Annotated in this window: 15 protein-coding genes; 14 read left to right on the top strand and 1 reads right to left on the bottom strand. The window is 39.9% G+C overall.

Annotated features, from left to right (window positions below):
• Nucleotides 1-40 precede the first annotated feature (40 nt).
• The 5 genes from tig to yihA are packed head-to-tail and all read left to right on the top strand — an operon-like array spanning nt 41 to nt 6,233.
• Nucleotides 41-1,327, top strand: a complete 1,287-nt coding sequence (gene tig / locus DW959_RS10265) for a trigger factor (RefSeq protein WP_008400597.1) — start codon at nt 41-43, stop codon at nt 1,325-1,327.
• Nucleotides 1,328-1,365: 38 nt separating this feature from the next.
• Complete coding sequence (gene clpP / locus DW959_RS10270; protein ID WP_008400599.1) at nt 1,366-1,947, top strand: ATP-dependent Clp endopeptidase proteolytic subunit ClpP; 582 nt, start codon at nt 1,366-1,368, stop codon at nt 1,945-1,947.
• Nucleotides 1,948-1,964: 17 nt separating this feature from the next.
• Nucleotides 1,965-3,257: an ATP-dependent Clp protease ATP-binding subunit ClpX gene (gene clpX / locus DW959_RS10275; protein ID WP_021944155.1), complete on the top strand. Its 1,293-nt coding sequence runs from the start codon at nt 1,965-1,967 to the stop codon at nt 3,255-3,257.
• A gap of 55 nt (nt 3,258-3,312) precedes the next feature.
• Nucleotides 3,313-5,643 (top strand): endopeptidase La, encoded by a 2,331-nt coding sequence (gene lon / locus DW959_RS10280; RefSeq protein WP_117822575.1) that lies wholly within the window; start codon nt 3,313-3,315, stop codon nt 5,641-5,643.
• A complete protein-coding gene (yihA, locus tag DW959_RS10285; protein ID WP_021944157.1) occupies nt 5,640-6,233 on the top strand; it encodes a ribosome biogenesis GTP-binding protein YihA/YsxC in 594 nt (197 codons plus the stop codon). The genes lon and yihA overlap by 4 nt, the downstream gene beginning before the upstream one ends.
• A gap of 4 nt (nt 6,234-6,237) precedes the next feature.
• On the opposite strand, the gene DW959_RS10290 is transcribed toward yihA, so the two are convergent.
• Entirely contained in the window at nt 6,238-6,786 is a 549-nt protein-coding gene (locus DW959_RS10290) for a DUF4364 family protein (RefSeq protein ID WP_117822576.1), read from the bottom strand.
• A 287-nt stretch (nt 6,787-7,073) separates the two neighbouring features.
• On the opposite strand from DW959_RS10290, the gene rho reads away from it, so the two are divergent.
• The 9 genes from rho (at nt 7,074) to DW959_RS10335 (ending at nt 17,584) form a co-directional block, all read left to right on the top strand.
• The gene (gene rho, locus DW959_RS10295) at nt 7,074-8,978 is read left to right on the top strand and encodes a transcription termination factor Rho (protein ID WP_117822577.1); all 1,905 of its coding nucleotides are present in this window, start codon (nt 7,074-7,076) and stop codon (nt 8,976-8,978) included.
• Between the two features lie 118 nt (nt 8,979-9,096).
• A complete protein-coding gene (gene rpmE / locus DW959_RS10300; protein ID WP_008400609.1) occupies nt 9,097-9,306 on the top strand; it encodes a 50S ribosomal protein L31 in 210 nt (69 codons plus the stop codon).
• 82 nt (nt 9,307-9,388) lie between these two features.
• Complete coding sequence (locus DW959_RS10305) at nt 9,389-10,393, top strand: DUF1385 domain-containing protein (RefSeq protein WP_173783627.1); 1,005 nt, start codon at nt 9,389-9,391, stop codon at nt 10,391-10,393.
• Between the two features lie 42 nt (nt 10,394-10,435).
• Nucleotides 10,436-11,281 carry a peptide chain release factor N(5)-glutamine methyltransferase gene (prmC, locus tag DW959_RS10310; RefSeq protein WP_242997322.1) on the top strand — a complete coding sequence of 282 codons (846 nt, stop codon included), beginning with the start codon at nt 10,436-10,438 and terminating at the stop codon, nt 11,279-11,281.
• A 65-nt stretch (nt 11,282-11,346) separates the two neighbouring features.
• Complete coding sequence (prfA, locus tag DW959_RS10315; RefSeq protein ID WP_008400612.1) at nt 11,347-12,423, top strand: peptide chain release factor 1; 1,077 nt, start codon at nt 11,347-11,349, stop codon at nt 12,421-12,423.
• Between the two features lie 201 nt (nt 12,424-12,624).
• Nucleotides 12,625-14,001, top strand: coding sequence for a Mur ligase family protein (locus DW959_RS10320; protein ID WP_021944162.1), 1,377 nt, complete (start codon nt 12,625-12,627; stop codon nt 13,999-14,001).
• A gap of 3 nt (nt 14,002-14,004) precedes the next feature.
• Complete coding sequence (locus DW959_RS10325) at nt 14,005-14,727, top strand: hypothetical protein (protein ID WP_021944163.1); 723 nt, start codon at nt 14,005-14,007, stop codon at nt 14,725-14,727.
• A gap of 209 nt (nt 14,728-14,936) precedes the next feature.
• Nucleotides 14,937-16,769: a DUF4173 domain-containing protein gene (locus tag DW959_RS10330; protein ID WP_182430077.1), complete on the top strand. Its 1,833-nt coding sequence runs from the start codon at nt 14,937-14,939 to the stop codon at nt 16,767-16,769.
• Between the two features lie 143 nt (nt 16,770-16,912).
• Nucleotides 16,913-17,584, top strand: a complete 672-nt coding sequence (locus DW959_RS10335) for a hypothetical protein (RefSeq protein ID WP_117807478.1) — start codon at nt 16,913-16,915, stop codon at nt 17,582-17,584.
• Nucleotides 17,585-17,761: the final 177 nt, after the last annotated feature.

Below are 17,761 nucleotides of genomic sequence, written 5' to 3' on the forward strand. Positions count from 1 at the left end.
ATAAGGCATCATTTGCATAATTTTAAGGAGGAAATAAAAAATGAGTTTAGCAGTAGAAAATCTGGAACACAGTATGGCAAAACTTACAATCACAGTACCGGCAGAGGAGTTTGGTAAGGCAATGACAACTGCCTACAATAAGCAGAAAGGTAAATTCAATGTACCTGGTTTCAGAAAGGGTCATGTACCACAGGCATTTATTGAGAAGATGTATGGACCTGCAGTATTTTATGAAGAGGCAGCTAATTCATTAATTAATGAGTATTATCCAAAGGAAGTAAGCGCATCAGATGTTGATGTTGTATCAAGACCGGTTATCGATGTAACTCAGATCGAAAAGGGCAAGGATTTTATCTTTACAGCAGAAGTAGCTGTTAAGCCTGAAGTTGAGCTTGGTGATTATAAGGGACTCGAAGTAGAAAAGGCTGACGTAGAAGTAACAGATGATGAAGTTATGGCAGAGCTTTTAAAGGTTCAGAAAGAGAACTCAAGATACAACCCTGTAACAGACAGAGCTGCACAGATGGATGATGAAGTTACACTTGACTTCGAAGGATCTGTTGACGGTGTTCCTTTCGAAGGCGGTAAGGCTGAGAACTACAAGCTCGTTCTTGGTTCTCATTCATTCATTGATACATTTGAAGATCAGCTTGTTGGCAAGAACATCGATGAGGATGTAGAAGTAAATGTTACATTCCCGGAAGATTATCAGGCAGAAGATTTAGCAGGTAAGCCGGCAGTATTCAAATGCAAGATCAAAGAGATCAAGGCTGTAGAATTACCGGAATTAGATGATGAATTTGCAAGTGAAGTTTCAGATTTTGAGACATTAGATGAATACAAAGAAGACATCAAGAGCAAGGCTGCTGAGAAGAAACAGAAGGATGCTGAGAACGAGAAAGAAAACAAGCTGATCGAGAAAGTAATCGAGAATGCTAAGATGGACGTTGCAGATGCACAGGTTGCAGATGTACAGGAAAGAATCAAAGATGAGTTCGCTCAGAATCTTCAGTATCAGGGAATCAACCTTGAGCAGTATATGCAGATCTGCAATATTACAGAGGAAGCATTAATGGAGAGAATCAAACCAGACGCAGAGAAGAGAATCAAATCCCGTCTTGTTCTGGAAGCAATTGCTGCTGCTGAAAACATTGAAGTATCAGACGATGAAGTACATGAAGAACTGGAAGCTATGGCAAAACAGTATCAGATGAATGTAGAAGATATCGAAGGCTTCATGGGTGATGCAGAAAAGGATAGCATTAAAAAGGATCTTGCTGTTAAAAAGGCAGTTAAGGTTGTTGTAGATAACGCAAAGGAAGTTTAATCCATAATTTCTGATTGCGATATTTTGGAGGTGTAAATATGAGTTTAGTACCTTATGTCATTGAACAGACCAGCCGTGGTGAACGTTCATATGATATTTATTCAAGACTTCTGAAAGACAGAATTATCTTTCTGGGAGAAGAAGTAAATGATACATCAGCAAGTATAGTGATCGCACAGCTCCTGTTCCTGGAGTCCGAAGATCCATCCAAGGATATCTCATTGTATATCAACAGTCCGGGCGGTTCTGTAACAGCAGGACTTGGGATTTATGATACAATGCAGTACATCAAATGTGATGTATCTACAATCTGCTGTGGAATGGCAGCAAGTATGGGTGCATTCCTGCTTGCAGGTGGTGCAAAAGGTAAGAGATTTGCACTTCCAAATGCCGAGATCATGATCCATCAGCCATCCGGCGGATCACAGGGTCAGGCTACAGAGATTGAAATTGCTGCGAAGCATATTTTAAAGACAAAAGAGAAATTAAATAGAATGTTAAGCGAGAATACCGGAAAGCCATATGAAACGATTGCTGCTGATACAGAGAGAGATAACTGGATGTCAGCAGAAGAAGCATGTGCATATGGTCTGATCGATAGTGTAATCGCAAAAAGATAGTATAAAGAGGTATTGGAATGGCAAATCGTAGTGAAGATAGAAAACTACTTAGATGTTCCTTCTGCAATAAGACGCAGGATCAGGTCAGAAAACTTATAGCAGGACCAAACGCTTATATTTGTGATGAATGTGTACAGATATGCGCAGAGATCGTTGATGAAGAACTGGAAGAAACAGGTGCTGAAGATTCCATTAATTTACTGAAACCCAAGGAGATCCGTGAATTCCTGGATCAGTATGTAATCGGTCAGGAAGAAGCAAAAAAGGTATTATCTGTTGCGGTATACAATCATTATAAGCGTATCATGGCAGATAAAGATTTTGACGTAGAGCTTCAAAAGAGTAATATTCTCATGGTCGGACCAACCGGTTCCGGTAAGACATATCTGGCACAGACACTTGCGAAGATCTTGAATGTTCCGTTTGCCATTGCCGATGCAACTGCATTGACGGAGGCCGGATATGTTGGTGAAGATGTAGAAAATATTCTGCTGAAGCTGATTCAGGCGGCCGATTATGATGTAGAACGTGCAGAGCATGGAATTATCTATATTGATGAGATCGATAAGATCACGAAGAAGAGTGAGAATGTATCCATCACCAGAGATGTATCCGGTGAAGGTGTACAGCAGGCTTTGTTAAAGATCGTGGAGGGAACGGTTGCATCAGTGCCACCACAGGGTGGCAGAAAGCATCCACATCAGGAATTTATACAGATCGATACATCAAATATTTTATTTATATGCGGTGGTGCATTTGATGGTCTGGAGAAGATCATTGACAACAGAATCGGCAAGAAAGCTATCGGCTTCAATGCAGAGGTTGTTGATAAGACAGAACAGGATATCGGAGAGCTGTTAAAGCAGGTAACTCCTCAGGACTTTGTAAAATATGGACTGATTCCTGAATTTGTCGGACGTCTGCCGATAACGGTTACACTGGATCTGTTGAACAAGGATGCGCTTGTAAGAATCCTGACAGATACAAAGAGTGCAATCTGCAAGCAGTATAAGAAATTATTTGAATTAGATGGCGTGGAATTGGAATTTGATAAGGATGCGCTTTACGCTATAGCAGAAGAAGCGATGGAGAGAAAGACCGGAGCCAGAGGACTTCGTTCTATCATAGAGAAAGCAACGCTAGATCTTATGTATGAGATTCCATCGGATGACAGAGTTGCAAAATGCGTGATCACAAAAGAAGTTATAACGGATGGAGCACAACCAGAAATCACTTATTCTGATAATCCGGCTGAGAAAAAGCAGATAAAGAAGAAGCGTTCAGTAAAAAACAGTGATGAAATAGCTTAAGCAGAAAGCCGGGATGTTATGCATCCCGGTTTTTTGATATAAAGGAGATAAAAGTATGGATAATATCGTCTGGAACAGGCCGATGATCGTTTTGAATAATATTGTTATAATGCCGGATACTTCCTCCCATCTGGATGTGATCAGCAAGGAATCCTGTGAAGCAGTTGCCAATGCGATGAAGGGTGATTGCAGCATCCTGCTGGTTACGGCAAAGGAAGTAAAGGAGAATGGAAAGGTTCCTGATCTTTATCCGATCGGTGTTACAGCAAAGATCAAACAATATCTGAAAATGCCGAACAAAACAGTCCGTATTCTGATTGAAGCAGAAAAACGTGCAAGGATCGTTTCATTTTATAAGGAAGACGGAGCATATAATGCAGACTTTGAATATATAGATACAGAAGAAACAAACCATCTGGATGAAGTAGAGGAAAAAACATTGATCCGTATGCTTACGGATAAGCTCAGACAAGCATTTGCAAATGGAATGGGAACAAATAAGCTGTTATATAAAAAACTGCTTACGATCGATGACCTTGCAAAATTTGCCGATGGAGTGACAGAATTCATTCCTGCGCCATATACGAAGAAGCAGGAGATTCTGGAAACGCTCGATGTGAAAGAACGTGTAATGAAGATCCTTCAGACGATGGATGAAGAGATGGAGATTTTAGCCATCCGTCAGGAGATTCAGGAGAAATTACAGGATTGTGTAAATAAGCACCAGAGAGAATATGTTCTCCGGGAACAGATGAAGGTCATAAAGAAAGAACTTGGCGAGGATGATAATACAGAAAAAGCGGCAGATGAATATATGGAGCGCCTGCAGGAACTGACAGTTCCGGAAGAAGTCAAAGAGAAGCTTACGAAAGAGATATCCAGACTTCGTGCTTTGCCGCCTATGGCTGCTGAATCCGGCATCCTTACAAACTATATTGAGACGTTGCTCGACTATCCATGGGGCAAAGCTTCAAAAGAGAATGATAATCTGGAAAAGGCAATTAAGATTCTGGAACGGGATCATTATGGTCTGGAAGAAGTAAAGGAACGGATCATAGATTATCTGGCAGTTCATATCTTAAATGAAAAAGGCAACATGCCGATCCTGTGTCTGGTTGGACCTCCGGGAACCGGTAAGACCTCGATCGCGAGATCAATTGCTACTGCGACAGGAAAAGAATATATCCGTATGTCGCTTGGTGGCGTTCGGGATGAAGCAGAGATCCGTGGACACAGAAGAACTTATATCGGTGCTATGCCGGGCAGGATCGCACAGTCGATCGCAAAGACAAAGACTGAGAATCCACTGGTACTGCTTGATGAGATAGACAAGGTGAGCAGCGACTACAAGGGAGATGTATCCTCTGCTCTGTTAGAGGTTTTAGACAGCGAACAGAATAATAAATTTTACGACCATTATTTTGAAGTGCCGATCGATTTGAGCAAGGTATTATTTATCGCAACAGCAAATGATGCATCCCTGATCCCCGGACCGTTAGCTGATCGTATGGAAATGATCGAGATCAGTGGATACACGGAAAATGAGAAGTTTAACATTGCGAAGCTGTATCTGGTCAATAAAGCGATTGAAAGAAACGGACTGACTAAGAAGCAGTTCAAGATCAATGGATCAGCGATCAAATATATCATCCGTCATTACACCAGAGAAGCAGGTGTGCGTGATCTGGAGCGGAATATCGATAAAATATGCAGAAAAGCGTGCAGAATGATACTTACAGAACATGTAGAGACTGTAAAAGTAACAAAGGAAATGATACCGCAGCTTCTCGGAACAGAGAAGTACATGGATGACAGCTATGATCTGACCAATAAAGTAGGCTCTGTACGAGGCCTTGCATGGACAGCGGTAGGTGGTGTAACACTTAATATAGAAGTAAATATTATGCCCGGAAATGGCAGCATACAGCTTACCGGTAAATTAGGAGATGTCATGAAGGAGTCTGCTGTTACCGGTTTATCGTATATTCGTACGATGAAGGAATCAGAGCCACTAGGTGAAGATTATTTTGAAAAGCATGATATCCACATCCATATTCCGGAAGGAGCAGTTCCAAAGGATGGACCTTCTGCGGGAATCACGATGGCAACCGCTATTTATTCCGCAATATTTAATAAGTCTGTAAGGGGAGATCTTGCGATGACAGGAGAGATTACTCTGAGAGGAAGTGTGCTTCCAATCGGTGGTTTAAAAGAAAAGCTTCTGGCAGCAAAAACGATCGGTATTAAGAAGGTGCTGATCCCTGAGATGAACCGCAGAGATCTTAATGATATCAGTACAGAGATTACAGACGGACTGGATATTACCTGTGTGAAAACAATGGAACAGGTGCTTAGTCTTGCACTTGCAAAAGGAGAAAAGAAATGATAATTAAGAGTGCTGAACTTGAAACAGTATGTGGAATTACAAGTACACTTCCAGAGACAGAGATGCCGGAGATCGCGTTTGCCGGTAAGTCAAATGTAGGAAAATCCTCACTGATCAATGGATTGTTAAACCGGAAGTCACTTGCCAGAACATCGTCACAGCCGGGTAAGACACAGACGATCAATTATTATAATATTAATCATGATCTGTATTTTGTCGATCTTCCGGGATATGGCTATGCACAGGTATCCGTAGAGATCCGTGCAAAATGGGGTAAGATGGTAGAACGGTATCTGCATACCTCAAAGCAGTTACGGCTTGTATTTTTGTTGATCGATATCCGTCATGAGCCGTCAGAGAATGATTGCATCATGTACGACTGGATCGTAAAAAATGGATATGAACCGGTGATTATTGCAACAAAGCTTGATAAGATCAAGAGAAGTCAGATTCAGAAGAATCTGAAGATCATCAGACAGAAGATCCAGCCGGTAGAGGGAACGATCATAATTCCGTTCTCGGCACAGACCAAGCAGGGAAAAGAAGAGATCCTGCAATTGATCGAAGACCGGATCGCAGAATCAGAATAAATGATCAGGACTGTTTTTCGCCCTTATCATCAGAATACAGCCAGAGAGTATTGACGAGATAGTCATATACTTCGGCACTTTTCGCACGCCAGTTATCACAGATAGCGATGGCGTGCGTTTTTGTTGGTACGTTAAATTTCAGATCGACCAGAGTTTCTTTCCGATCCTTGATCACGCAGGTAACGACGTATTCACCATAGTCATTTAAGGCATAATCGGCATAGATCTCGGATTCATTTTTCAGATTGATCTTCTGATTATCAAAATAATCGAGAATGTCCTGTTTAATCGCATAAGGAATACGATTTTCAAACATGCTTAAGGCTTCTTCACCTTTGTCAGTGATCTTATAATGAGAAGAAGACCGGATCGTGGATACATAGACAAAATCACACTCGATCAGTCCATTAATGGCTTCCTGAAGCGTGAAATAATTCGTATATCCCTTTGTCAGAACAAAATCGGAAATCTGGGAATTGGTTAGTGTGAAATCCACACGATCCAACATATATAATATAATTAATTTGTATAAGACGATCGATTCAGTATTCATAATAATATCCTTTGTATGTTTTGTAAGAATAAATGTATCACAAGAAAAGCATAAAATCAATGAAGCAATGCTGCGGTGAAAGAAAATGATTTACAAAACTTTTTTTTATGCTATACTAAGGCTATTAAATACAACGCTCATGTGGCATCCGGATATCTGATAAGCAGGATGCACAGGTAAGTCATACAGTTGATATACCTGTTTCGAAAAGAATTCATTAGGATAATCCCCAAGAATAAGAATGTGTGTGAATTAAATAAAACGGATAAAATTGGAAGGAGTAAAAGATGGATTTCAAAAATGCATCATTAGAGGAATTGAAGCAATTCGTAAAGGAGCATAAGATAAAGGGTGTATCAGCACTTCGTAAACCGGCTCTGATCGAATTCCTTGAAAAAAATTATAGTGATGAAGCAGGACATGCGGAAGAAAAGCAGAACGTGAAATCACAGAAAAAAGATGCTGAAAAAATAAAAAAGACAGGAAGAACACGGAAACCGAAAAAGGCAGAGCCGCCAGAAAAAGCAGAACAGACTGAAAAAACGGAGCACACAGAGCAGCCGGAGAAATCCGAAGAAGATGCTGTAAAAAAAGTGGATAGAAACCAGACAGAAAATGGTCAGAGATCAGGAGAATCCGGAAGAAGACAGCATAGGAATACTGCCGGAAGACAGACCAACCGAAATGGAAAAAGACAGGACTATCGGTCACAGGGGTATAATAACAGAAATAACAATTCCAATCATGGAAACAATACACCAATTGTAAATAACGGAAGAAAAGACCATGTTCAGGAGAACAAACCGCTTGCAGCCGAGATGACAAAGCTGGAAATGAATATGGAAAAAGCAGTTCTTGAAAAGTCTGCAATGGAAGAGAAAAAAGTAGCTGTTGAAAGTTCTGTAGTATCAGAAAAGAAAGCAGCATATGAAAAATCAGTTATAGAAGAAAAAAATACGGCTGCAGATACAGAGATAAAAGCAGAGGTAAGAATGGAGACGAAGCTTGAGAACAGGCAGGAAGGATCATCTGCTCAGCAGGAACCAAATGGACCGGAGCTTGACAGCGGTAAGATGGCACATGGAATCCTGGAAGTAATGCAGGAAGGATATGGATTTATAAGAAGTGCCAATTATCTGCCGGGAGATCAGGATATCTATGTATCACCGGCGCAGATCCGTAGATTTGGACTTAAGACCGGAGATATCATAATGGGAAATATCCGCGTAAAGACGCAGGGAGAAAAGTTTGGCGCATTATTATATGTAGCTTCTGTCAATGGAGAAAGTCCTGCAAGCATTGCAGGAAGAAAAGCATTTGAAGATCTGACGCCGATTTTCCCGAATGAACGGATCAATATGGATGGGGAGGACAGCCCGATTCCGATCCGTATGATCGATCTGCTGTCACCGATCGGTAAAGGACAGCGTGGTATGATCGTTTCCCCTCCAAAGACAGGTAAGACAACCTTGCTGAAACAGATCGCAAAATGTATCAGTACCAGATACAGTGAGATTCATTTGCTGGTGCTTCTGATTGATGAAAGACCGGAGGAAGTAACGGATATCAGGGAATCCATAGAGGGACCAAATGTAGAAGTTATTTATTCGACATTTGATGAGCTGCCGGAGCATCATAAGCGTGTATCGGAAATGGTGATCGAACGTGCAAAACGATTGGTAGAGCAGAAGAAAGATGTCGTGATCTTACTTGACAGTATTACAAGACTTGCAAGAGCGTACAACCTTACAGTTCCACCAAGTGGAAGAACCTTATCCGGTGGTCTTGATCCTGCGGCGTTACATATGCCGAAGAAATTCTTTGGTGCTGCCCGTAATATGCGTGAGGGTGGAAGTCTTACGATCCTTGCGACAGCGCTGGTTGAGACAGGAAGCAAGATGGATGATGTCGTATTCGAGGAATTCAAAGGAACCGGTAATATGGAACTGGTGCTTGACCGGAAGCTCGCAGAAAAGAGAATCTTCCCTGCAATCGACATTGCAAAATCCAGTACCAGACGGGATGATCTGTTATTATCACCGGAAGAACAGGAAGTTGTATACGCACTTCACAAGATATTATCCGGTAATAAGGCAGAGGATATGCTGGAGGATGTACTGAAATTATTCGTCCGAACCAAGAATAATAAAGAGTTTATCTATTATGTTAAAAAATCATTATTAAGAAAATAAAAAAACACTTGCATTTCTATGTCGGTTTGTGTTAGAATACAAAAGCTGTGTTTTATGAAGAAGTGAGGCTGATGGCCTATTCTCATATATCAATAATATAATAAAGAGGTGAGATTAAATGAGAGAAGGAATACATCCAAATTATTATCAGGCAAAGGTTGTATGTAACTGCGGAAACGAATTTGTTACAGGTTCTACAAAAGAAGAAATTCATGTAGAAATTTGCTCAAAGTGTCATTCATTCTATACAGGCCAGCAGAAGGCAGCTAAGGCTCGTGGTAGAATTGATATGTTCAACCGTAAGTACGGTGTTTCACAGTCAAACTAATAAAAAGGATGATAGGTTGAGGTTAAAGCTTTTAATCTCAGCCTATTTTTGTTTTAGGAAACAATTTTACGAGGTATAGAATTTGAAAAGAGCCAGAATAGGTGGTCAGGCGGTGATCGAAGGCGTAATGATGAAATACGAGGATCAGTACGCAGTAGCAGTCAGAAAGCCGGATCAGGAAATTGAAGTTAAAGTAGAAAGCTATACACCGATAGGTGAAAAATATAAAATCCTGAAATTGCCGATTCTTCGTGGAGTGGTTAATTTCTTTGAGTCGCTGGTAATTGGAGTTAAAACGCTGACATATTCAGCCGATTTTTATGAAGAGGAAGAACCGACTGGAAAGAGTGAAAATAAAGATGATTCCAGGTTGTCAGATACAGAAAGTAATAATGGAAGCGGTTCAGGTGAGAACGGCAGTAAAAACAATAAAAAAGAAAGCAGTACAGGAGATGATCTGATGATGATCGGAACCGTTATTGTATCACTTGCCATTGCGATCGCATTATTCATGCTGCTTCCGGCATTTATTGCAGGACTGCTTGAGCATGTGACAAAAAGCAATGTATTGATAGCGGTAGCGGAAGGTGTGCTTCGGTTGGTGATCTTTCTTGCATATGTAGTATTAATATCATTGATGAAGGATATCAAACGTGTATTTATGTATCATGGTGCAGAGCATAAGACGATCAACTGTTTTGAAGCAGGCGATCCGCTGACTCCGGAAAATGTAAAGAAACATTCCAGATACCATAAACGCTGTGGAACCAGTTTTTTGGTAGTCGTTATGATCATAAGCATTATTGTATTTATGTTTATAAATGTGAAGTCTATGTGGCTGCGATTGCTGTCGCGTGTACTTCTGGTTCCGGTTATTGCGGGAATCTCGTATGAATTTATCATGTTTGCAGGCAGAAGTGACTCAAAGCTTGCGAATATATTAAGTGTACCCGGTATGTGGGTACAGCGTCTTACGACGAAGGAACCGGATCTTGAGATGTGTGAGGTGGCAATTCGTTCGGTAGAAGCGGTGATCGACTGGCGCGCTTATCAGGACGCTATGAAGCGTGGAGAAATCGAAGATTAAGAAGTTGAAATGATGCCAGTGAATGTAAAAGGAAATAGACGTATGACTCAGTATCAGCTTGTAACAGCAGGAAAAGAAAAACTGAACGAACATAATGTGCCGGATGCAGATATCGATGCAGAGTTATTATGGCTCTTTGTATCAAAGCAGGATAAGATGGCATATATTATGAACCGGCAGGAAGATGTTACCGAAACGATTCGTTCTTCCTATGAAGCGTTGATCGATAAAAGGTCAAAACGTATTCCGTTACAATATATAACAGGCATACAGTGCTTTATGGGGTATGATTTTGAGACTGCACCGGATGTACTGATTCCAAGATTTGACACAGAAGTCCTGGTGGAACAGGCAAACCGCTTGATTCAGGACATACATTCTGATAAGATGTCTGTGCTGGATATGTGCTGTGGTTCCGGGTGCATCGGATTGTCGGTAGCACTTATGAATCAGGATATTCATATAGATCTGTGTGATATCTCAGATTCCGCGATCGCACTTACGACAAAAAATGCGAAACGATTAGAAGTATCTGATTATACGGTTATAAAATCAGATTTATTTGATAAGATAAATAAAAGATATGATATGATCCTGTCCAACCCACCATATATAGAGAGCAAAGTGATTGACGGGTTGATGCCGGAGGTTCGGGATTATGAGCCGAGGCTGGCATTGGACGGCGATACGGACGGATTGAAGTTTTACAGAGCAATTATAGAAAATGCGGAGAGTTATTTAAATGAAAAAGGATATATTTTATTTGAAATTGGTAATCATCAGGCACATGATGTGCAGCAGCTCCTTGTAGATAAGCATTTTGAAGATGTACGCGTAGTGAAAGACCTCGCAGAAAATGACAGGGTTGTAATTGGAAGAAAAGCCTGAAAAAAGGCTGGATATATTAACAGACACATGAACAGGAAATGAGCATGTGCTGCAGGAGGATTATTATGTTTGATAAATTAGAAGATTTAGTAGACAGACTTGATACATTAAATAACCAGTTGACAGATCCGGATATCGTATCTGATCAGAACAAATTCCGCAAATTAATGAAGGAGCAGAGTGAACTGACTCCTATCGTAGAAAAGTACAAAGAATATAAAGATGCAAAACAGACGATCGAAGACAGTCTGCTTATGCTTGAAGAAGAAAATGATGAAGAGCTTCGTGAAATGGCGAAGGAAGAATTAAATGAAGCAAAGGCAACAGTAGAAAAGACGGAAAATGAATTAAAGATTCTGCTTCTTCCAAAAGATCCGAACGATTCCAAGAATGTTATCGTCGAGATCCGTGCAGGTGCAGGCGGAGATGAAGCCGCATTATTTGCATATGAGATCTACAGAATGTATCAGAAATACGTTGATCAGTTCAAATGGAAAGTAGAACTGATGAGCGTGAATGAGAATGGAATCGGTGGTTTCAAGGAAGCGGTATTCATGATCACAGGTGATGGTGCATATTCCAAGATGAAATATGAGAGTGGAGTTCACCGTGTACAGAGAATCCCGAAGACAGAGTCTGGCGGAAGAATCCATACCTCAACTGTAACAGTTGCAGTTATGCCAGAAGCAGAGGAAGTTGATGTAGAGATCAATGAAAATGATATCCGTATCGATGTCATGCGAGCATCCGGTAATGGTGGTCAGTGTGTCAATACAACAGATTCAGCCGTTCGTCTGACACATATACCAACCGGTATCGTAATTTACAGCCAGACCGAGAAGTCCCAGCTTCAGAATAAGGCGAAGGCATTTGCGCTGCTCCGTTCCAAGCTGTATGATATGGAGCTTCAGAAACAGCATGATGCAGAAGCTGCAGACCGTAAGAGCCAGATCGGAACCGGAGATCGTTCAGAGAAGATTCGTACTTATAACTTCCCGGAAGGCCGTGTAACCGATCACAGAATCAAACTCACCTTGTATAAGCTGGAACAGATCTTAAACGGTGATCTGAATGAGATTATCGACAGTCTGATCGCAGCAGATCAGGCAGCCAAGCTTTCTCAGGTGAATGAGGAAGAATAAAAGAAACCCTCGATATTGAAAAAACAAGTTGGCATCTGCCTGATCCGGCAGATGCCATTTTTAAGTAAAAGAGGGTGTTGGCGAAATAAACTGAATAAATAAGGCAAATTGATTGACATATTTTTGAATAAGTGGTTATATTATATGTGGCTTAAATGGACATACTAATGATAATTTACAGATATGAAATGAGGTAGCTAGATGTATAAAAAGAATGTAAGGTTCTTTTTTGCTTTGTTCATGGGCAAACTGGCAAGAACCATGCAGAGAATGTTGAAGATGAACGCAAGTTATTTTCCGGGAAAGCTGGCAGTCAAGCTTTGTCCGGATTTCATGGGATGTATAGATAAACCGAAAACGATCATAACAGTAACAGGAACCAACGGCAAGACAACAGTATGTAATATGATCATAGATATTTTGGAGGCAAATGGCTATGACGTTTTGAACAACCGTGCTGGTTCTAATGTGAATGCTGGAGTAGCGAGTTCATTGATCGCAGGAAGTACTCTGACAGGAAAGGCAAAGAAAGAATATGCAGTATTTGAAGTCGATGAAAGAAGTTCAAAGCTGATCTATCCATATGTAAAGCCAACATATGCGGTATGTACGAACCTGTTCCGTGATTCCATTCAGAGAAATGCAAACCCGGAGTTTATTTTTAACTTTATCAATAATAATATGCCAAAAGAATCACATCTGATCTTAAATGCGGATGATCTGATTAGTTCAAATCTTGGATCGGAAAATGAAAAAACATACTTTTCAATCAACAGACTTCCATCTGACCGGGAGGAATGTATTAATCTGATCAATGATATGCGGATCTGTCCAAAGTGTCATCATAAATTAAAATATAACTATGTCCGGTATCATCATATTGGAAAAGCTGTCTGTGAGTTCTGTGGATATACGTCACCGGAAGGCGATTATAAGGCAGATGTTGATTATGAGAACAAAGTAATAACAGTTACACATAATGAGAGCAGGGAACAGTATCCGATGATCAGTAACAGTACATTTAATCTGTACAATGAGTTGACTGCAGTTACCGCTCTTCGTGAATTTGGTTTGACAGGTGAACAGATCCGGAACGCGATCCAGAATCTTAATATTGTGGAATCGAGATATTCCAGAAGTACAGTGGATGGGATCACGATAGTGACCAATATGGCAAAAGGACAGAATCCAATTGCATGTTCCTGTGTATTTGATTATGTGTCTAAGGAACCGGGAAATAAAGAGGTCATTCTTTTGCTGGAAGATATATTTGACCGGAAAAATTCATCTGAAAATATGACATGGATCTTTGATACGGATTTTGAGTTCTTAAATCAGCCGAATATTACGAACATCGTAATAGGTGGTCTGCGGACGAAAGATTATAAGCTCCGTTTAATGATGGCCGGGGTTCCGGAAGAAAAGATCAAAGAGACAACGGATGAAGCAGGTGCATATAAATCCCTGAATCTGGATGGAACAGACAGTGTATACATTCTTCATGATATTCATGAAAATGATACAGCGCTTGTACTTCGGGATAATCTGAAACAATATTTGAAGGAAAGAGAGGCATAACAAATGGGAACAGATATTACAATAGAAGTTCTATATGGAGAATTTGCCAATCTTTTCGGTGAATTACAGAACGTAAATTATTTAAAAGACTGTATGCCGGAGGCAACAGTTATTTATACCGGCTTATATGATAAACCGGCATTTACAGAGGGCAGGGCAAACCTTGTATATATGGGAGCAATGACAGAGAATCAGCAGGAATTGGCGATTCAGGCATTGAAACCATATAAGAAAGAACTGGAAGAGCAAATCGAGGCTGGAACAGTATTTCTCTTTACCGGGAATGCAGTCGAGATCGTTGAACAGTACATTGAGAATGAAGATGGAAGTCGAATAGAAGGACTTGGTATTTTTAATACCTATGCAAAGAGAGATATGATGCATAGATATCATTCTCTTGTATTTGGACAGTATGAAGATATAAAGCTGGTTGGTTTTAAAGCGCAGTTCAGTCATTCTTATGGAGATAATTCAAAGGATTATTTCTATGATGTGATTCGCGGGGATGGTTTTCATCCGGGAATAAAACAAGAAGGTTTGAAGAGAAAGAATTTCTTTGCAACATATACAGTTGGACCATTTCTTATTATGAATCCGTTGTTTGTGAAATATCTGATGCAATTACTTGGTATAAAAGAACCGGTTCTTGCGTATGAATCCGTTATTATGGAAGCATACAGACAGCGTTTGGAAGAGTTTGAAGATGAAAAATTAAAATATCAGTAAGAGAATATAAAGGAAAAACTTCCGGATATGACCTTGTATTGTAAAACAGAGGTTCCTATCCGGAAGTTTTTATTTTACAAAGTTATCAGGAGAGTTGGCGTTTTTGCTATATAAGTATATTAACAAATATTCACTTGACAAAAAACAGGTAACATGAAACTATGGATGTAGGATTTTTTGTTACAGGAAGGAATGGGAGGTTACTTAATATGGATATAAATAATACACCGCCAAATTTTGGAGAACAGCCGAATTATAATAATGTACCGCCAAACTATAATAATGTGCCACCAAACTTTGGAGGACAGCCAAACTATAATAATGTGCCACCAAACTTTGGAGGACAGCCAAACTATAATAATGTACCACCGAATTTTGGAGGACAATCAAACTATAATAATGTGCCGCCAAATTTTGGATGGCAGTCAAATTACGATTATAAGCCGAGAAGATCAAGACCGGGGGTATCGCCCGAACGGTTTGAGATTTTTGGCGGTTTTGCGTTTGGTTATGCCATGATCTACAGTGTGCTGATGTACCGGAATTATGCAAGTATCTGTGCTGTATTCATGGCAGTTATGACCGTTTTGTTTATGAGTTTCAGTATCATGCGCCATGAGAAGAATCTGCCGGTAAATGACGGAGAATCGTTATCTTTTGGGAAACTTTTTGGAAAGCAGACGAAGCTGATTCCGCATTATGCAGGTATCCTTTTGCTTGGGGTATCAGTTTGCAGGACCGATGATTCATTTTTGATCGTTTTGGATCATCTTTGCATTTTATTCCTTGTGTGTGCAGGGCTTCTCCGGTATTTTGATGATCTTAAAAACATGGGATTTGTCGAATATGGTCTTACGGTTATCGAGAAGATGGCAGAGCCGTTTACCTGTTTTGACCGTTTTTTCTCAGACTACAGACAATATAACAGAGAACATGAAAATGCAAGAAAACGTGCGAAATTTGTCTATATTCTGATCGGTGTTGTCGTTGCGATTCCGTTGCTGTTCGTAATGATCAGCCTGCTTTCCAGTGCAGATCAGATCTTTGGAGATGCAGTTGAAACATTACTTGGAAATATTTTCCTATCATGGGATGCAATCTGGTTTCTTGTATTTGCATTTGCGGCGTTATTATTTACATATGGTATCATTGTGTCAGCACCGTTTGGAAGCAGATATCACAGACAGACAAAAGAAGGAACACATGAACCGATCATTGCGATCACGGCAATGGGACTGCTTACCCTGGTGTATCTGTTGTTTTCAGTGATCCAGATCCTATATCTGTTTACAAATAATATGTCACTGCCGGATGATATGACTTATGCGGAATATGCCAGACAGGGATTCTTCCAGCTTATGTTCGTATCGGTGCTGAATGTGATACTGGTGCTGATCTGTCATGCAATCTTTCGTAAAAGCACAGTGCTTAATATCGTACTGACTATTATGTCAGCCTGTACCTACGTGATGATCGCATCTTCGGCACTTCGTATGACAATGTATATCAAAGCATATGATCTTACTTATATGAGAATACTGGTGTTTGCAGCACTGGCTGTTCTTGCTGTGGTACTTGCAGGAGTGATCGTCAGAATCTATATTGACCATTTCCCTCTGGTACGTTATTCGATGTTTGTGATCGTTACTGTATATATCATCGTATCGTTCCTTCGTCCGGCTTATCTGGTTGCCAGATATAATCTGGAAAATCAGGATCCGAAGGATGTGGATTTCCGGTATGTGACGTCACTTGGTGCAGATGGAGCGGAAGAAGTATATGAGTTCATTGTAGATAACTATATGACGGGACAGGATGATGATTACTACGAGTACGATAACTACCAATACGACGATTATTATAACAAATATAATAATTATAAGGATATCAAGGGATTCTCGTATAACAGAATGGAATGGTATTTTAATGGAATTCGGGATACCTATAAAGAAAAAGGTGCGATCCGTGGATTTAACTTTTCAAGGAACAAGGCAGAGAAGTATGCAAAACGTTTCTTTAAATGGTACGGGAAAGAAGAATAAAGTGCGTTAAATTAAGATTAAAATACGTTGCACCTATTGTAAAAAAATGGGAAATAGTATAAAATAAAACTAAATTTGGGGCATACAGATGAGAGGTCAGAATGCCGCCGGATAAAAGATGATTTTATGGAGGTAGTAGAAAAATGAAAAAAGCAACAAAGAGATTATTAGCTGCATTTTTAGCCCTTGCAATGGTATTCACATTATTAGCAGTACCTGCAACAAGCATGAAGGATGTCAGCGCTGCAACCAGTAAGACTGTGTATATTAACCCGTATAGTGACAGAGTCGTTTCCTATAAGCCGGGACGTGTGACTCAGGCATCCGGTGTTATCAGTATCATGGGATGTACAAAGGCATCTCAGATCAAAAAGTTAAAATGTTCAAACAAGAACATGAAAGTATCAGCCAAAGATGGATATATTCGTGTAGACTATGGAAAGAAAGCTGGTAAGGCAACTATTACATGTACAGTAAAGGGTGTTAAGCTGAAAACTACATTTACTGTAAAGAAATATACCAATCCTGTAAGTTCAATCAAGATTGGAAGCAAGAATTATACATCAAGCTTTGCAAAGAATACTTACACCTATACTTCAAAGAAAGTATCAAAGAAGACACTGAGCGTAAAGGCTAAAAAGGGATGGACCATTAAGTCAGTCAGCGTATATAATGGTGGAAGCAAATATTATAATGTAAATAAATCCAGTTATTCCAAGAAGATTACATTAAGTAAGAAATATTCAGATGTGATCGTTGTTATGTACCAGAAGAGTACAGGACTTACAGAGTCTTTAATGGTAACATACAGATAATAAAACATAGAATTAATGAAAAGGTGTTGATATATATATCAGAACAGATTATATGTCAGCACCTTTTTGTTGTGCCTGTTTATAAGGTGTGGTATACTTTACATAGCGATTTGGTAAAATATATCATGTGGTTTTAAAAACCATATTTGCCATAAAATGGTAATGGAGGATGTTAAA

This window comes from Clostridium sp. AM46-21, assembly GCF_003480025.1.
Classification (GTDB): Bacteria; Bacillota; Clostridia; order Lachnospirales; family Lachnospiraceae; genus Coprococcus; species Coprococcus ammoniilyticus.